At 55.6% G+C, this 16913-nt stretch carries 16 protein-coding genes and 1 tRNA gene; 15 read left to right on the forward strand and 2 right to left on the reverse strand.

What is annotated here, in order from left to right:
• Nucleotides 1-10: 10 nt before the first annotated feature.
• From ampD to M8T91_RS03450, 5 genes are all read left to right on the forward strand, one after another.
• Nucleotides 11-691, forward strand: a complete 681-nt coding sequence (gene ampD, locus M8T91_RS03430) for a 1,6-anhydro-N-acetylmuramyl-L-alanine amidase AmpD (protein WP_496113298.1) — start codon at nt 11-13, stop codon at nt 689-691.
• Nucleotides 692-847: 156 nt separating this feature from the next.
• Nucleotides 848-1723 carry a regulatory signaling modulator protein AmpE gene (gene ampE, locus M8T91_RS03435; protein WP_301416846.1) on the forward strand — a complete coding sequence of 292 codons (876 nt, stop codon included), beginning with the start codon at nt 848-850 and terminating at the stop codon, nt 1721-1723.
• A 596-nt stretch (nt 1724-2319) separates the two neighbouring features.
• A complete protein-coding gene (locus M8T91_RS03440) occupies nt 2320-3306 on the forward strand; it encodes a threonine ammonia-lyase (protein WP_301416848.1) in 987 nt (328 codons plus the stop codon).
• Between the two features lie 2 nt (nt 3307-3308).
• Complete coding sequence (locus tag M8T91_RS03445) at nt 3309-3899, forward strand: YbhB/YbcL family Raf kinase inhibitor-like protein (protein ID WP_367317737.1); 591 nt, start codon at nt 3309-3311, stop codon at nt 3897-3899.
• 56 nt (nt 3900-3955) lie between these two features.
• Nucleotides 3956-5230, forward strand: coding sequence for an AmpG family muropeptide MFS transporter (locus M8T91_RS03450; RefSeq protein WP_301416850.1), 1275 nt, complete (start codon nt 3956-3958; stop codon nt 5228-5230).
• A 71-nt stretch (nt 5231-5301) separates the two neighbouring features.
• On the opposite strand, the gene M8T91_RS03455 is transcribed toward M8T91_RS03450, so the two are convergent.
• Nucleotides 5302-5637 carry an MGMT family protein gene (locus M8T91_RS03455; RefSeq protein WP_301416852.1) on the reverse strand — a complete coding sequence of 112 codons (336 nt, stop codon included), beginning with the start codon at nt 5635-5637 and terminating at the stop codon, nt 5302-5304.
• A 220-nt stretch (nt 5638-5857) separates the two neighbouring features.
• Here M8T91_RS03455 and M8T91_RS03460 point away from each other — a divergent pair, with 220 nt between their 5' ends.
• Together M8T91_RS03460 and M8T91_RS03465 are read left to right on the forward strand one after the other, a co-directional pair.
• The gene (locus M8T91_RS03460; RefSeq protein ID WP_301416854.1) at nt 5858-6889 is read left to right on the forward strand and encodes a DUF481 domain-containing protein; all 1032 of its coding nucleotides are present in this window, start codon (nt 5858-5860) and stop codon (nt 6887-6889) included.
• Between the two features lie 302 nt (nt 6890-7191).
• Nucleotides 7192-7953 (forward strand): SDR family oxidoreductase, encoded by a 762-nt coding sequence (locus M8T91_RS03465; protein ID WP_301416856.1) that lies wholly within the window; start codon nt 7192-7194, stop codon nt 7951-7953.
• Between the two features lie 469 nt (nt 7954-8422).
• Here the strand turns inward: M8T91_RS03465 and yhbY are convergent, their stop codons facing one another.
• Nucleotides 8423-8725: a ribosome assembly RNA-binding protein YhbY gene (yhbY, locus tag M8T91_RS03470; protein ID WP_301416858.1), complete on the reverse strand. Its 303-nt coding sequence runs from the start codon at nt 8723-8725 to the stop codon at nt 8423-8425.
• Between the two features lie 141 nt (nt 8726-8866).
• Between yhbY and rlmE the strand changes: the two genes are divergently transcribed.
• The 8 genes from rlmE (at nt 8867) to M8T91_RS03510 (ending at nt 16821) form a co-directional block, all read left to right on the forward strand.
• The gene (gene rlmE, locus M8T91_RS03475; protein ID WP_301416861.1) at nt 8867-9490 is read left to right on the forward strand and encodes a 23S rRNA (uridine(2552)-2'-O)-methyltransferase RlmE; all 624 of its coding nucleotides are present in this window, start codon (nt 8867-8869) and stop codon (nt 9488-9490) included.
• 171 nt (nt 9491-9661) lie between these two features.
• Nucleotides 9662-11581: an ATP-dependent zinc metalloprotease FtsH gene (ftsH, locus tag M8T91_RS03480; RefSeq protein WP_301416862.1), complete on the forward strand. Its 1920-nt coding sequence runs from the start codon at nt 9662-9664 to the stop codon at nt 11579-11581.
• A 99-nt stretch (nt 11582-11680) separates the two neighbouring features.
• On the forward strand, nt 11681-12526 hold the full coding sequence (gene folP, locus M8T91_RS03485) for a dihydropteroate synthase (protein WP_301416864.1): 846 nt from the start codon (nt 11681-11683) through the stop codon (nt 12524-12526).
• 97 nt (nt 12527-12623) lie between these two features.
• Nucleotides 12624-13976, forward strand: coding sequence for a phosphoglucosamine mutase (gene glmM / locus M8T91_RS03490; RefSeq protein WP_301416866.1), 1353 nt, complete (start codon nt 12624-12626; stop codon nt 13974-13976).
• 116 nt (nt 13977-14092) lie between these two features.
• Nucleotides 14093-14827: a triose-phosphate isomerase gene (gene tpiA / locus M8T91_RS03495; RefSeq protein ID WP_301416868.1), complete on the forward strand. Its 735-nt coding sequence runs from the start codon at nt 14093-14095 to the stop codon at nt 14825-14827.
• Between the two features lie 58 nt (nt 14828-14885).
• On the forward strand, nt 14886-15326 hold the full coding sequence (secG, locus tag M8T91_RS03500) for a preprotein translocase subunit SecG (protein ID WP_301416870.1): 441 nt from the start codon (nt 14886-14888) through the stop codon (nt 15324-15326).
• Between the two features lie 7 nt (nt 15327-15333).
• Nucleotides 15334-15419 (forward strand) — tRNA-Leu (locus tag M8T91_RS03505).
• Nucleotides 15420-15582: 163 nt separating this feature from the next.
• Nucleotides 15583-16821 (forward strand): tyrosine-type recombinase/integrase, encoded by a 1239-nt coding sequence (locus M8T91_RS03510; protein ID WP_301416872.1) that lies wholly within the window; start codon nt 15583-15585, stop codon nt 16819-16821.
• Nucleotides 16822-16913 lie beyond the last annotated feature (92 nt).

Below are 16913 nucleotides of genomic sequence, written 5' to 3' on the forward strand. Positions count from 1 at the left end.
GGGGAGTGCTGTGAATCGAACCAAGCCGCCTGCAAGGGATTGGCATATCGATCAACGCTTCCATAAAATGGTATCTGCTGAACCCCTGAGACACATGACGGGGTTGGTTCTCTGGAGTGGAGATCGCAGATTGAAATACCAAGTGGATGCCGGTTGGTTGTCCGGGGCGCGCCGGGTTCCCAGTCCCCACTGCAACAGGCGGCCCGAAAACTGCCCTGTGGATCTCCTGGTGGTCCACAGCATCAGCTTGCCACCGGGACAATACGGCGGGCCCTATATCGATGCTTTCTTCCTGGGGCAGTTGGATATTGACGCCCATCCCTATTTTGCTGAGATCGTCGCTTTACAGGTCTCGGCCCATATCCTGATCGACCGCGATGGTATCGTCACACAGTATGTGCCCCTGGACCGGCGCGCCTGGCATGCGGGCAAGTCTGAATTCGAAGGCCGCAGCAATTGTAACGATTTTTCTATTGGCATTGAGTTGGAGGGGCTGGATACCGATATTTATACCGATGCCCAGTACCGTGCACTGGCAGAGGTCAGTGCGGCTGTGATGCGGGCTTATCCCGCTATAGATTTCGATAGAATTGCCAGGCACTCCGATATAGCTCCAGGGCGCAAGTTAGATCCCGGCCCCGGATTTGACTGGGAGCGCTACCTGCGCGAACTTCACCAGACTGAACAGTAACGGCTTCTTTCACCCGCTACTGGTGTATCGGCAATCAGCACCGTTACAATCCCGCTGTTATTGGGGCTGGCGCCTGCCCTGGTTGGGTATAGACAGGGGGCGCAGCACTTTCCTTGGTTCCCTGCCTTCCTCTCTGGAGGCTAAAGCGATATCGCTATGACTCTTTTAATTGTTTTATTCACGTTGGCACTGGTACAAATCTGGGGGTCCGGCGCTTCCATACACCGCGATGATTGGTTTGCCAAGTGGTGTGAACGCCTGGACAATCTGGCAGCTTTGCGGGGCCATGCCGGATTATTGCTTGTTGCCACCCTACTGCCACCAGTACTTGCGGTGGCAGTGCTCATGCTCGTGGCACAGTCCATTGCGGGTGGTCTTGGGCTGCTGGTAGCAGGCGTGCCACTGCTGCTCTACTGCCTGGGTCGGGGTGACTTTCATACTGTTTTGGCCAACTACCTCTGTGAGTGGTACCGAGGTGATCTGACTGCAGCTGCCGAGGCCGCCTCACCGCTGCTGAAAGAGCTGCACGAGCAGCCGGCGGATGGCAGGCAACTGCATGAGCAGGTATTCCGCGGTGCGGCCTATTGCGCTTTCGAGCGCCTGTTTGCGGTTTTATTCTGGTTTATTGTGTTGGGTATTCCGGGGGCGCTGCTGTTTCGCCTGAGTGCTCTGTACGCACAGCGCAGTGGCAATACGGATCGGGATGCTACTGCAAGGCGCTGGCTGTGGCTGCTTGAGTGGTTGCCGGTCAGGGTCATGGGAATCAGTTTCGCAATTGTCGGCAATTTTGCCGGGTGTTACCGTGCCTGGCGCCAGTGCCTGATGTGTCACGAGCGGGATACAGCTCAGGTGCTGGAAGCCTATCTCGAAGGTGCCCTGGGTGGGATTGATGCCAGTGAATGTGGAGCCGCTGGAGATTTGTCACAGGCCCAGCGCCAGTGTGGTGCGCAGATTGAGGGCCTGCAGGCCCTGCTGTCCAGAGCCCTTTTGCTGTGGCTGACCGCCTTGGCGCTGGTAGTGCTATTTGCCTGATACCATGGAGCCGATACAGCATTTTTATTGCCTGGGAGTTTTTCGTTGGCCGTATCACTTCAAGCTACCTTCCCACAGGATGATACCTGACAGCGCGCATCTGCTGAGAGTTTCCGGCAAGGGTTCTGCGGTCAACCCTGCCGGTATACACTCACTGATGGAAATGGCCATCGTAGTCTTATTCCGGTGCGGTTCCGGTAATATCAGCGTAAATCGCGATAGGATATTTACGCTGGCCGGGCGTCGGCTGTTTCAGGCGCGAGTAGCAGTGGAAGGAGTTCCTGCTAGGATGGGTATGGCTTCAATATCTTCAGCCACTTTCAGGCGGTGATGAAACACGGAAATATCCTAAATGCAGACTTACCTAGGCTCCCGGTACTTCTGGAAAGTTAAAATGGCTGCGGATGTTGAGGAGGTAGGTTCCAGCGCGCCTCTTTAACATCAAGCCTCTGCCCACAGATATGTCAGTCTTTCAAGGGTGTTGATCAAAGCCCTTGAATGACTTTCTGGATTGCCGGCTTGTACAACCTGTGCTGCTGGTTTGCGGGGCAATGGCTTGGTACATACGGCACTCAACTAGAAAGATAACAAGTACTATGCCCCCAGACCGAAACGACTTACCTACCAGCGCCGACGTTTTTTCTGGCGCACAAAATATAGCCGGAACAATCCACCGAACCCCACTGATACGCTCCCAGCAACTGGATCGGCTGAGTGGTGCCAATGTGTGGTTTAAATGTGAGCATATGCAGAAAGTGGGGGCCTTCAAGGCACGCGGTGCAGCCAATGCCCTGTCCCGGCTGCCGGAAGGGACGGTGGCGGTGGCCACTCACTCCTCCGGCAATCACGGCGCTGCCCTGGCCTGGGCCGCGGCGGCGCGCGGGTTACCCTGTACGGTGGTGATGCCCGAGACCGCACCCAGGGCGAAGCGCGCGGCGGTCGAGGGGTATGGTGCGGTAATCGTTCCCTGTGGTCCCAGTCTGGCGGAACGGGAATCGACCTTGCAGGCGGTGGTGCGGCAAACTGGGGCTCATGTAGTACCGCCATATGATGACAGTCGCATTATCGCCGGACAGGGCACCGTTGCCCTGGAAATTGTGCAGCAATGCCGTGAACAGGGCTTTACTCCGGACGTGATTCTGGCGCCTGTCGGTGGTGGTGGCTTGCTTGCGGGTATCGGCCTGGCAATGGCGGCATTGGCTCCGGATATGCTGGTTATTGGTGCCGAACCCGCCGGTGCGGATGATGCCCAGCGTTCACTGCGTGGCGGTGTGCACATTACCGGCCAGAAGCCGCAGACCATAGCCGATGGCCTGCGTACAACGCTTGGGCGCAGGAACTATACGGTAATTCGCCGCACTGTACGGGATATTGTGACAGTATCAGAAAATGGTATTGTGCGGGCAATGCGACTGTTATGGACCCGCACCAAACAACTGGTGGAGCCCTCTGCCGCAGTGGGTTTCGCTGCAGTACTGGAACACGGGGCTCGCTTTCGCAATAAACATATCGCAATTGTCTTGACGGGCGGCAACCTGGATCTGGACAGGGTCTCCGGGCTGCTGGCCACTGTGGGAGAGTAACAATGGGAGTTTTGGCTATGCACTTTGGATTTTGCTATTTACATTGCCGCAACCTCGCCAAGGGCCTTGTGGTGTCTGCACTTTTACTGACGGCTGTGATATCCCATGCCGGCCAGTTGGCGCTTTCATCCAGTTCCCTCAACCCCAGGCAAAAAATGCCGCTGGCACATGTCTATGGCGGTTGTGGAGGGGAAAATCTGTCTCCCCAGCTCAGTTGGAAAGGGGCTCCCGAAGGCACTAAAAGTTACGCGGTCATGGTATACGATCCTGATGCACCCACTGGCAGTGGATGGTGGCACTGGGTAGTGTTCAATATTCCCGCGGATACCACCAGCCTGCCAGAGGGTGCCGGCGACCTGAAAAACGGCTTGATCCCGGAGGCGATCCAGGTCAGTAATGACTATGGGAACCTGGGATATGGTGGTGCCTGCCCGCCCAAAGGGCACGGCGATCACCGCTACCGTTTCCGGGTATTTGCCTTAAAGGTGGAGTCATTGCCACTGGATGAAAATGCTTCTCCGGCCAAGGTGGGCTTTCATGTGAACGCGAATAAACTGGCCGAGGCTGAGCTTGAGGTACTGTGGGGGCACTAAGCGGCCCGGTGTCGAGTACGGTTCCTGAAGTTTAACAAGTGAAGAAGCGATAAATTATGACGCACGCAACGGTCAGGGAAGCGGTATTCAATCGGCGTATGCTGATCTGTATCGGCACAGGCTTTGCCTCGGGAATGCCATTTTACGTACTGATACAATTGGTACCGGCCTGGCTGCGCTCCGAGGGGGTGGACCTGGCAACGATCGGCATTTTTGCCCTGCTGGGGTTGCCCTACACCTGGAAATTTCTCTGGTCGCCGCTGATGGAGCGATACGCCTTTCCTATCCTGGGACGGCGGCGCGGCTGGATGCTGGTGATGCAGCTTCTGCTGATTATTTGTATTGGTGCAATGGGGATGTTCAATCCCCAATTCAATATCTGGACCATTGCGGTACTGTGCCTTGGTGTTGCATTTTTCAGTGCCAGCCAGGATATCGTCTTGGATGCCTTTCGCCGGGAAATCCTGCCGGATCGGGAACTGGGGCTGGGCAACTCCTTTTATGCGAATGCCTACCGGATTTCCGGACTGGTTCCCGGCTCCCTGAGCCTGATCCTGTCGGATCACCTGGCCTGGAACCAGGTGTTTTGGATCACCGCCGCATTTATGCTGATTGCTGTTTTTATGACACTGGCGGTTGATGAGCCAAAACATCCGGCCGCGCGACCGGGCACACTTCGCGACGCCATAGTGCTGCCATTTGTGGAATTTTTCAATCGCAATGGCGTCAAGCAAGCACTCCTGGTGCTGGCGTTTATGTTCCTGTACAAGCTCGGCGACAACATGGCTACGGCACTAGCCACCCCCTACTACCTGGATATGGGGTACTCCAAGACAGATATCGGTATTGTGGCTAAAAATGCCGGTCTCTGGCCAGCCGCCATCGGCGGTTTTTTTGGTGGCTTGCTGATTGTGCGGATCGGTATCAACAAATGCCTGTGGATTTTTGGCGTTGTTCAGTTTCTATCGATTTTTGGCTTTATGATCTTGTCAGAGGTCAATGGGGAACTGGTGGGAACACCGGGCTTCAACCCCAGCCTCTGGCTTTTAGCGGTCGTAATTGCCTTTGAGTATTTGGGGGTTGGGCTCGGTACAGCGGTGCTCATTGCCTTTATCGCTCGCACGACCAGTAAATTGCACACGGCCACACAATTTGCTTTGTTCAGTGCCTTGACCTTACTGCCGAGAACGCTTGTGAATGCGACAACAGGCTTTTTGGTGGAGTTTATGGGGTGGACCAATTTCTTTTTGCTGTGTGCTGCCCTGGCGGTTCCGGGAATGTTGCTGCTGTTCGCCGTTGCCCCCTGGCGAGGTAATGGCGAGGCGGCATAGAGACCCCACGGATGCTGATGGGCTTATAAGTGCCCCCTTGGGCGTAGTGCGCCAGACCTGTGGCAATGTATTTAGGGGAGCCAGCGGTACCTGGTCATATCCACCCGGCCCTTCAGGAAGGTGACGCCCTCATCTTCCAGGCGCCTGCGCTGGCGGGAGGCGCCGGGCTCCGGCAATGAGATGCGCCCCTGGGCATTGATGACCCTGTGCCAGGGCAGCCGCGTGTCCTTGGGCAGCTTGCGCAACACCCCGCCAGCCAGCCGGGCCGCCCGCGGGTAGCCGGCCATCTCGGCCAGATCACCATATGTGACCACTCGACCACTGGGAATAGCGTTCAGAACGCGACATATTCTGGAGAGCACGCTGTTTTCAACTGATGGGGTGTTGGAGGGGGTAAATGTTGGCACAAAAACCTCAAGTTTTGGCTTTTTATCGTATAGTAGATGCGGATTTGCCGTAAAGGCAACAGCAAAGTTTCCGGCACGATACCGGGATAAGCTGCTGCACCGGCGCCTGTTGCAAGGCCGCAGGTTGTGATGACGTGTCACATTATTCCGACTGTGGCATTATTGCGCTACTAAAACAGATGTTTCCTGCTGGTTTTCCCAGAGACTTCAAGGTTTCCCTGTGGTTTTATCGATACGCTTTTTCAGGTTCTGCATACACACAATCCTCTGCCTGGCGCCATTACAGGTCCTGGCAGGTGTACTCACGCTCGAAAATGGCGATCGTATCCAGGGCACATTGATACTGGTGGATAAAAACCAGGTGGTTTGGAAATCCGAGACCTTTGGTGAGATCAAGGTGGATAAAACCCAGGTTGTTTCAATGGATATTGATACCGACCTGAAGATTGCCGGGCGCGAGGGGCCCTGTACACTGGCGGGGCACAGTCAGGAGCGCTGGGAGCTTTACTGCACTGCGGGGGAAGGCTGGTTTATTGATTTCCTGGGCGTGGAACGCGCAGAGCCCTATACCTACTTTGTCAACAACCCGGTGGTTTTCCACGGCGGTGTCAGTGCTGGCGGGGTGTTTGAACGGGGCAACCGCGAGCGCGAAGATTTGGATGCAAATATCAATCTGGACGTGCGCGCCGGAGACTTTCACCATTTGATCGGCGCCCATTACCGGAGTCAGGGCAGCGAGGAGGATGATGCCCTGGAAAAATACCAGCTGACCTATGGGCTGCGTTGGATTTTTGCAGAAAAATGGTTTGCTGCGGCAAACAGTGCACTGGAGCGTGAGGAGGCCAGAAATCTGGACCTGGGTACAAAGATGGGCCTCGGTCTCGGTTATCTGTTTTACGATACAGACAAGACGGCATTCTCGCTTGAGGGCGGTGTCAGCAGCCTGAAGGAAGAGTTTATTGATGAAGCATTGAGCGAAGACCAGGATGACCGTTATGTGGCGGGGCGCCTGGCTTTGAATTACCGTTATAAATTTGCTATGGGGCCGGAAGTTTATTTTGACCAGGAGACGTTCCAATCACTGGATCACGGCGATGACTACCAGGCGAATGCCAAAGTGGGAATGCGCACTCCCCTGGTCGAAGGGGTTTTGATGGAAATTGGCTATCACTGGCAGTACGATAATACCCCATCTTTGCAGAGCCAAAAAGAAGACACCCGGGTGACTGTGGGTGTTGGATACCAATGGTAATGCCCTGCAGCATCAGGATGCACTGTGAATAGGTCCCTGTATCCTTGTAAATGGGTATCCATGCCGCATACGATGCTGGAAGAGGGGTATTCTTCCCTTCTGCCTTAATTAGAAACAACCAAACAAATCGTCTGTACAAAGCAGCGTTTAGAGAAACCGCCGCCGGTTTCAGGCTGACGCCTGACCCTGAAAGACAAGTGTTGCTGTACAGGTCAACGGTATTTCAAGGGTGCTCATCGGGCAAAGGTTACAAGACTGATTGGATCGCGGGAAATCCAGAAATTGAAAATAAGGAGTTCAACATGCAAATTGCCGGCAGCATAGTGGCGATTACTGGTGCAGGCCAGGGGTTGGGGCGTGCAATGGCCTTGTACCTGGCGGAGCGCGGCGCCCGTCTGGCGCTGATTGATGTTAATGCAGCGGGATTGGAACAAAGTGTTTCCTCCTGTAAAAAGTTCACTGCAGAAGTGCGCAGTTATGACCTGAATGTCGCCAATGAAGAAGCGGTGGATACCGGCTTCAGCCAAATTGCCCAGGACTTTGGCGGCCTGCAGGTATTGATTAATAACGCCGGGATTATGCGTGATGGCATGTTGATCAAATGCAAGGAGGGTAAAGTCACCGATCGCATGTCCCTCTCCCAATGGCAGTCGGTGATTGATGTCAATCTGACTGGCGTTTTTCTCTGTGGCCGCGCTGCTGCAGGTATTATGGCCGAGAGCGGCAAAGGCGGCGTGATGATTAATATTTCCAGTTTGTCCCGGGCCGGCAATATGGGGCAGACAAATTACTCCGCAAGTAAGGCAGGAGTTGCGGCCATGACAGTGACCTGGGCTCGCGAACTGGCCCGCTACGGTGTGCGTGTCGCGGCCATCGCCCCGGGCTTTATTGGCACAGAGATGGTTGCGCAGATGCGCCCCGAGATTCTGCAGGGCCTGGTCAAACAAGTGCCTTTACGCCGCCTGGGGGAGCAGGAGGAAATTGCCTCCACTGTGGCTTTTATCCTTGAAAATGACTTTGTTACCGGCCGTGTTCTGGATATTGATGGCGGCGCCCGGATCTGATCGCCGGAGTTTGTGATTATTTCACTTTGCAGCGTTCAAGCTACCTGACTGATGTGGCGCAGGGCAGTGTCGATGTTGATCAGGGTTCTTGGCGAAGACTGATTTTTATTAAAGCCAGTTTATGGTCGCGATCAGGATGATCTCGGTCTGCCCAAGTTTTGAGAGCTTCAAGTCGCCTTGAGTGACATTTCTGAAGAAGATTCTAATGGTCTGATCACTGCGCAGGAGTTTGCGCTTGAAACCAATCCTTTAATCCAGATACTGACGGGGATAGTGCCTCTTATGCCAGAGATGAACGGCTTACACGGCCCAAAAAATCGAAAGCCAGCGGGCAGAGTTGTCAGGGTATGGGCCCAGAGTTGCGATAAACTGGACCTTGCATTGGTCTTTCAGCAGGCAAGTCTGTTGTGTATTGATACCTGAATCGTTAAGGTTTTATAAGCGAGCGGCTTTTGCTGCAGCAGATTCTTTATTTCAATAAGTTGGATTTTCGAATATCCGGTTTTTGCGCAGCGCGGTATATCAGCGCAATCTTGCCAATTTCCTGTACCAGTTCGCAGGAGGACTGTTCACAGAGTGCGTCCACCAGCTGGTGGCGTTCCTCGCGGTTGGCGATCATTAGTTTGACCTTGATCAGCTCGTGATCCTCAAGCGCCCGATCCAGCTCCTCTCTGACGCCCTCGCTGAGCCCGTTGCCAGCTATGGTCACCACCGGCTTGAGGTTGTGGCCCAGGCTGCGCAGTGCTTTTTTGCGGTGGGCGGTTAAAGGCATACAATACTCCATTTACCACTTGTTGGATATCGATGTGGAAGCGGCCGCAGATCGCAATCCTCGCCAGCAGCTGCATGGCGAGTCAGATCGCGGCCTGGGGCCGCTTTACCATTTAGTTATGATGTGTAGGTATTGTACCCGATGGGCCGATCCAAGAGCAGCCACCGCTGGTTGCGTGAGCATTTTAATGACCATTACGTCAAGCAGTCCCTGAAGGAGGGCTACCGTTCCCGTGCCAGCTATAAATTGCTGGAGCTGCAAAACAGGGACCGCCTGTTCAAGCCGGGTATGACGGTGATTGATCTGGGGGCGGCGCCAGGGGGGTGGTCCCAGGTGGCCGCGACACTGGTGGGGCACAAAGGTCGGGTTTTGGCGTCAGACATACTGTCGATGGATCCACTGGCCGGTGTGGACTTCATTCAGGGTGACTTTACCGAGACGTCGGTGCTCAGCAAGCTCTTGCAGCACCTTGGCGAGGAGATGGCGGACCTTGTGATTTCTGATATGGCCCCCAATATGAGTGGAATACGTGATGTGGATCAGCCCGCCTCCATGTACCTGGTGGAGCTGGCCGTGGATTTGGCACGTCAGGTATTGAAACCGGGTGGTGCTTTTGTCGCCAAGGTTTTTCAGGGTGAGGGGTTCGATGCGCTGATCCGCGACCTGCGAGCCAGTTACAACAGCGTTGTGACCCGTAAGCCCGGCGCCTCCAGACCCCGTTCCCGCGAGGTATATGTGGTGGCGCGGGGATTCAAGGGCGGCTAGGGGGCGCATTTCGGGTCTGCGTGCCTGGTATGGTATAAGCAACCCTGTATTGGCGGTTCGGGCTGTTGCCCTCCGCGCCTATACTGGTTTGAACCGGTAGCGATGTTACCGGTGTTGCCGAAATAGACGGTTATTGAGTGCGAAAGCGAGAGGGCTATCCCTTTGAATGATATGGCGAAAAACCTGGTACTGTGGTTGGTCATCGCAGCGGTCCTGCTGATGGTGTTTCAGAACTTCAAACCACAATCCCGGGATGAGGCTCTCAGCTATTCCGACTTTGTTCAGGATGTGCAGTCGGGCCAGATAAAAAGTGTGGTTGTAGATGGCCTGGTGATCACTGGCGAGAAGGCCGATGGCAGCCGCTTCAAGACCATACAGCCGCAAATCATAGATGACGAATTGACCAATGAGCTGGTGCGCAGCAATGTACAGTTCATCGGACGCGAACCGGAATCCCCGAGTATCTGGCAACAGCTGTTGGTCGCCAGCTTCCCGATTTTGATCATTATTGCGGTATTTATGTTCTTTATGCGCCAGATGCAGGGGGGCGCCGGTGGCCGCTCCGGCCCGATGGCTTTTGGTAAGAGCAAGGCGCGCCTGCTGGGTGAGGATCAGATCAAGACAACTTTCGCCGATGTGGCAGGCGTGGATGAGGCCAAGGAGGAAGTGCAGGAGCTGGTGGAGTTTCTGCGCGACCCCACCAAATTCCAGCGCCTGGGCGGCAATATCCCCCGTGGGGTGCTGATGTGTGGCCCTCCCGGTACGGGCAAAACCCTGCTGGCCAAGGCCATTGCCGGTGAGGCCAAGGTCCCGTTCTTCTCCATTTCCGGCTCCGACTTTGTGGAGATGTTTGTGGGCGTGGGCGCCTCCCGTGTAAGGGATATGTTTGAACAGGCCAAGAAGCAGGCACCCTGTATTATCTTTATTGATGAAATTGATGCCGTTGGCCGACACCGGGGTGCCGGTGTCGGAGGTGGCCATGACGAGCGAGAGCAGACCCTGAATCAGCTGCTGGTTGAGATGGACGGCTTTGAGGGCAATGAAGGGGTGATCGTGATTGCCGCCACCAACCGTCCGGATGTGCTCGACCACGCCCTGTTGCGTCCCGGCCGGTTCGACCGCCAGGTGTTTGTGGGTCTGCCGGATATCCGTGGCCGTGAGCAGATCCTCAAGGTGCATATGCGCAAGGTGCCGCTGGATGACAAGGTGAATGCGCAGACAATCGCACGGGGTACGCCCGGTTTTTCCGGTGCAGACCTGGCCAATCTGGTCAATGAGGCAGCACTGTTTGCCGCCCGCGCCAACAAACGCACCGTCACCATGGATGAATTCGAACGGGCCCGTGACAAGATCATGATGGGCGCAGAGCGCAAATCCATGGTCATGAATGAGAAGGAAAAGGTTAATACCGCCTATCATGAGGCGGGCCACGCGATTATCGGTCGCCTGGTGCCCGAGCATGACCCAGTGCACAAAGTCACCATCATTCCCCGTGGCCGCGCTTTGGGCATCACCCAATTTTTGCCGGAGGAGGACAAATACAGCCTCTCCAAGCGCGCCATTGAGTCGCAGCTGTGCTCCCTGTTTGGCGGTCGCATCGCCGAAGAAATGACCTTAGGGATTGATGGGGTCACTACCGGTGCTTCCAACGATATTGAGCGGGCCACCGACCTGGCGCGCAATATGGTCACCAAGTGGGGTCTCTCTGAGAAGCTGGGGCCCCTGCACTATGGTGAAGACGAGAGCGGCCAGCCCGGACACAGCAACCCGGTATCCGGCAAGACCTCCTATGAAATTGAGGCGGAAGTGCGCCGCATTATAGATAGCTGCTATGAGCGGGCCAGTAAACTGCTGGAAGAGAACCGGGATATCCTTGAGGCGATGAAGGATGCGCTGATGGAATATGAAACCCTGGATGCCGAGCAGGTAGACGACCTGATGGCACGCCGCAAGGTGCGTCCGCCGAAAGATTGGCAGGACAATAACTTTGGTTCCGGCGGCAGCAATTCCAGCGGTGAAAAAGAAGCTAAAGAATCGCCTCCTGTGACCGACAAAAGCAACCCCGTGGGTGGCCCCCTGAACGGCCACTGAGTTTCAGGCGAAAAACCCACACGATACCGACGGAATGCCCGGCAGGAATTGAGGCGCTAGCCCGTTCTGCCCCGGTATTCCGTTTTTTTATCACTGCCTATGAATATTACCTGTGGAAAATACACCCTGGATTTGTCTGCACCCGTGGTCATGGGTGTACTGAACGCAACCCCGGACTCGTTTTCCGATGGTGGCAGCTACTACACTGCTGGGCATCTGGATCTGTCCCTGGCGCTGCGCCGTGCCGGGCAAATGCTGGGTGAGGGGGCTGCAATCATTGATGTGGGGGGGGAATCCACTCGCCCAGGGGCCACCCCGGTATCGGAACAGCAGGAGCTGGACAGGGTGGTGCCGGTGGTGGAGGCTATCTGTGCGAATTTTGGCGTTGTTGTTTCTGTCGATACCAGTACACCTGCGGTGATGCGGGCAGCTGCCGCTGTGGGCGCCGGATTGATTAACGATGTGCGGGCCTTAGAGCGTCCCGGTGCTTTGGAGGCGGCAGCTGAAACAGGTTTGCCCATTTGCCTCATGCATATGCAGGGGCAGCCGGGCACCATGCAAAGCGCCCCTGCCTACGCCAATGTGGTAGAGGAGGTGGCTGCCTATTTAAAGAGTCGGGTAAGTGCCTGTGAAGCCCAGGGCATCAACCGGCAGCGTCTGATTCTGGACCCGGGTTTCGGTTTTGGTAAGTCCGATGCGCACAACTTGGCGCTGTTGCGCAGCCTGTCACTGCTGGCTCCACCGGATATGCCCATACTGGCCGGGCTGTCACGCAAGTCGATGATTGGCCGCCTGTTGCAGCGGGAGGTGGATCAGCGCCTGCCCGGCAGTCTTGCACTGGCCATGCTCGCCGCCCAGCGAGGGGCAAGAATTTTGCGGGTGCACGATGTGGCCGAGACAGTTGATGCGCTGCGCCTGCGGCAAATGGTGGATTGCGAGGTCTAGGCGGCTTTGCCATCACAGTGACTCCGAGCCGCCGCGGTGCAAATGTGACTTTCACCAGCCGCGCAAAAAGCGGCCAAACACATAATCGGGAAGAGGTATGGAGAGAAAGTATTTTGGCACCGACGGTATTCGTGGACGTGTCGGTGAGGGCGCCATTACCCCGGATTTCATGTTGCGGCTGGGCTATGCCGCCGGCATGGTGTTAGGTAAATTGCCGGGAGAGAAACGTCCGGGGCGCCCCAATATCCTGATTGGCAAGGATACCCGGGTGTCGGGCTATATGTTCGAGGCGGCGCTGGAAGCTGGCCTGATTAATGCCGGGGTGGATGTCGGGCTGCTCGGCCCGATGCCGACACCGGCCATTGCCTACCTCACGCGCACTTTCCATGCGCGCGCAGGTATTGTGATCAGCGCTTCGCACAATCCCTACCAGGATAACGGTATCAAATTTTTCAGTGCCACGGGCAGCAAGCTTCCCGACCAGATTGAGCGGGAGATTGAAGCGGTGCTGGATGTACCGATGCAAACTGCAAAGAATCTCGGCAAGGCACAGCGCATCGATGATGCAGCCGCCCGGTATATTGAATTCTGTAAGGCTGCCACGCCCTGGGGGTTCTCCCTGGAGGGGCTCAAAATAGTTCTGGACTGTGCCAATGGGGCCACTTACCACATCGCCCCCAAGGTATTTCGTGAACTGGGTGCAGAGGTCAGTGCCATTGGCATAGATCCCAATGGGCGGAATATCAATTTGGAGTGCGGTTCCACCAAGCCCGGGCAGCTGCGGAAAGCAGTATTGGAACAGGGTGCTGATCTCGGGGTGGCTTTCGATGGGGATGGCGACCGGGTCTTACTTGTTGATCGCAATGGTGAACTGATTGATGGCGACCAGCTGCTCTTTATTATCGCCTTGCACCAACAGGAGTGTCTTGGCGGATGCAAGGGGGTCGTCGGGACCCTGATGAGCAACTATGGTTTCGAGCTGGCCCTGGGCGAGCGCAGCATTCCATTTGAGCGTGCCAAGGTTGGCGATCGCTATGTTCTAGAGAAAATGCTGGCCAATGGCTGGCTGCTTGGCGGGGAGTCTTCCGGGCATATTATCTGTGCCGACGCCTCAACTACCGGGGATGGTATTGTTGCTGCACTGCGGGTATTGCGGGCCTTGTCCGACTTCGGCGAGCCTTTGCACCAGTTGAAGGCGCGTATGAAAATGCTTCCCCAGCACATGGTGAATGTGCGACTCAGGCATCGGGATGGCGTGCTGGAGCATTCAGATGTGCAATCCGCGGTTAGTGATGCTGAACTGCAACTGGCCCAAAGTGGCCGGGTATTGCTGCGCCCCTCCGGTACCGAACCCCTGATCCGGGTGATGGTTGAAGGGCGTGACCGTGTTCAGGTGGAGCAGCTGGCAAAGCATATTGCCTCTGTGGTAGAGCGGGTTGGGAACAGCTGATACCGTCTGGGGATAACAGGGGAATCCGCTACTGCCGATGGGTAACCAGGCCGGATATTTTGGCTTGTATGTTGGCGGCATAGCCGCTAAGATTTGCGCCCCTTGAAGGAGCCCACATGCGAATATCGCTGGTAGCAGCCAACTGGAAGATGAACGGCAATCGTACCTTTGCCGAGCGTTTCTTCACCGATCTCGAGTTGGAGAGCGTTTCCGCGGATGTTGTGGTATGCCCGCCCTTTCCCTACCTCTCTCTGGCTGCCCGGGCCGCCGAGGAAAAAGGCAGTTTTGCAGTGGGTGGGCAAAACCTCAGCCATGAGCCCGATGGGGCTTTTACCGGTGAGGTTTCCGCACATATGCTGCTGGATTGCAATGTACGCTATGTCATTGTCGGGCATTCCGAGCGGCGCAGCTTTTACCATGAAACCAGTGAGCTGGTGGCAAAAAAATTTGTAGTCGCACAAGCGGTCAATTTGATCCCCATTCTCTGTGTGGGTGAAACCCTACAAGAGCGGGATCAAGGGCATACTCTGGAAGTGGTCGCCTCGCAGTTACAGGCAGTGAAAGCGGTGATTGAAGAGGATGCCTGGAAACGCTCGGTTGTGGCCTACGAGCCGGTGTGGGCCATAGGCACAGGCAAAACCGCTTCTCCTGAAGAGGCGCAGAGTGTCCATAAGTTTATCCGTACCCAGTTGGGCGATGTTGGCTCCAAAGTACAGATTTTGTATGGCGGTAGTGTAAAATCCGCCAACGCCAGTGCACTGTTTGCGCAGGCTGATATTGATGGCGCCCTGGTAGGTGGCGCTTCACTCGATGCGAGAGAGTTCGCGGGGATATGCCGTGCTGCTGTATAGTTACAGTCAGGAAGGCTGAATAACGGGTTGGCAAACCCAGATAGAGAGTTTCCAGAAAATGGAAAAATTGGTATTAATTGTACATGTTCTGACCGCGCTGAGTATTATCGGCCTGATTTTGTTGCAACAGGGTAAAGGCGCTGAAGCGGGTGCTTCTTTTGGTGCCGGTGCCTCACAGACTGTTTTTGGCAGTCAGGGAAGCGGGAATTTCTTTTCGCATCTGACAGCGATTCTTGCCACAGTGTTCTTCGTGACCAGCTTCGGCCTGGCTATTTTGGCCCGCCAGGGTGCGGATGTCGACATGGATGCGGACCTGCCGCAGATACCTGCTGCCGTTGAGCAGATTGGCCCGGCTACGGAGCTGCCTGAGATCGAAAGTGATATCCCGCAGCTTGAAGCAGACCTGGAGGCCGGTGATGTCCCCCAGGTACCCGAGCAAAGTAACGGTTCACAACAAGCGCCGGTTGATCCAAAACCGGAAACAGAGGAACAGCAGTAAGAGTTTTGCCCAGGTGGTGGAATTGGTAGACACGCTATCTTGAGGGGGTAGTGAGCTATGCTCGTGCGGGTTCAAGTCCCGCCCTGGGCACCACATCAAAGTTCAAAGAAGTCCGAAATCGTCCGCAAAGCCCCGTAAATCGGGGCTTTTTGCTATCTGCATAGTCCAAAGCCTTCCGCTCCCGTTCGTTGTCATCCGGTGCTATCTGGTGCTACATTTGGTGCTACCTGGTTCATTTTGGAATTTGGTAGCACCAATGCCCCTTACTGACACACAAATCAAACAGGCGAAGCCGGGCAACAAAGACCAGTGGCTCACCGATGGCCACGGCTTGCGTTTGCTGATCAAATCCAGCGGCGCCAGGTACTGGCGGCTTAAGTACCGATTTCAAGGCAAGCAGAAGACACTAGCTGTAGGTGTGTATCCCTTAGTTAGTCTCAAGCAAGCCCGCCAAAAGGTGGCCGAGGCAAAGCAGCTGCTGGCAGAAGGTACCGACCCTGGGGAGCAGCGGAAACATGAAAAGCGGAAGGCTTTAATTGCGGCCGGTCGCTGCTTCTCCACTCTGGCGAAAGAGTGGTGGCACCACCAGAAGGGTACCTGGACCGAGGATCACGCCGGACGCGTCTGGACACGTCTCAAAGATAATGTATTCCCCCTTATAGGCGAACAGCCACTAGCCGAAATCACTCCGCAGGAAGTGATCGCCATTGTGCACAGCGTAGAGAGCCGAGATGCTTTAGATGTGGCTCGGCGAGTATTGCAGGATGTGCGCAGGGTATTCCGTTACGCAGTACAGACAGGGCGGATAGCTAATAACCCAGCGTCTGAATTAAGTGATGTACTCAAGGGGCGCAAGATCAGCCATCGGAACTCTCTGACGCGTGAAGAGCTGCCCGCCTTCCTTCAAGAGTTGGATATTTATCAGGAGCGAGGCCGCACATTAACCAAGTTGGCAATTCAGCTGCTGATCCTCACCTTTGTTCGCCCTGGCGAATTGCGCGGCGCGCGTTGGGAAGAAGTTGAGTTTGAATCTGCACTCTGGCGTATCCCTGGGGAGCGCATGAAGATGGGCACAGACCACATTGTACCTTTGTCTAGTCAGGCATTGGCAGTACTTGAGGAACTGAAGCCTATAAGCGGGCAGTATTCTTTGCTTTTCCCCTCCGAGCGAGAAAGAGCCCGTCCAATGTCCGACAACACCATGCGCCGTGCCATCTTTAAAATGGGCTGGGATGGTACCCAGGAGGGCAAGACCAAAGCAAACCCTCACGGCTTCCGCGCCACAGCTTCCTCCATCCTCAATGAAACCGGCTTTAACCCTGATGCTATTGAGAGACAGCTATCCCACATGGAAAGGAATGGGGTACGAGCGGCATATACCCACCATGCCCGCTATATGGATGAACGCAAAGAAATGATGCAGTGGTGGGCCAATTACCTTGATCAGATGCGTAGCGGCGGAAAGGTTATTCCGATTTTTTCCCAGCCACGTTAACACAGTGGGGCACTCCCACCAGCAAAGGTTGCCCAGGCCTAGCCCGACGGGGCGAAAGGAGCGGCCACCCACCGCTCTTGGCTTGGGTTCTA

Origin of the sequence: Microbulbifer sp. MI-G, assembly GCF_030440425.1 — a bacterium.
GTDB classification, from domain to species: Bacteria; Pseudomonadota; Gammaproteobacteria; order Pseudomonadales; family Cellvibrionaceae; genus Microbulbifer; species Microbulbifer spongiae.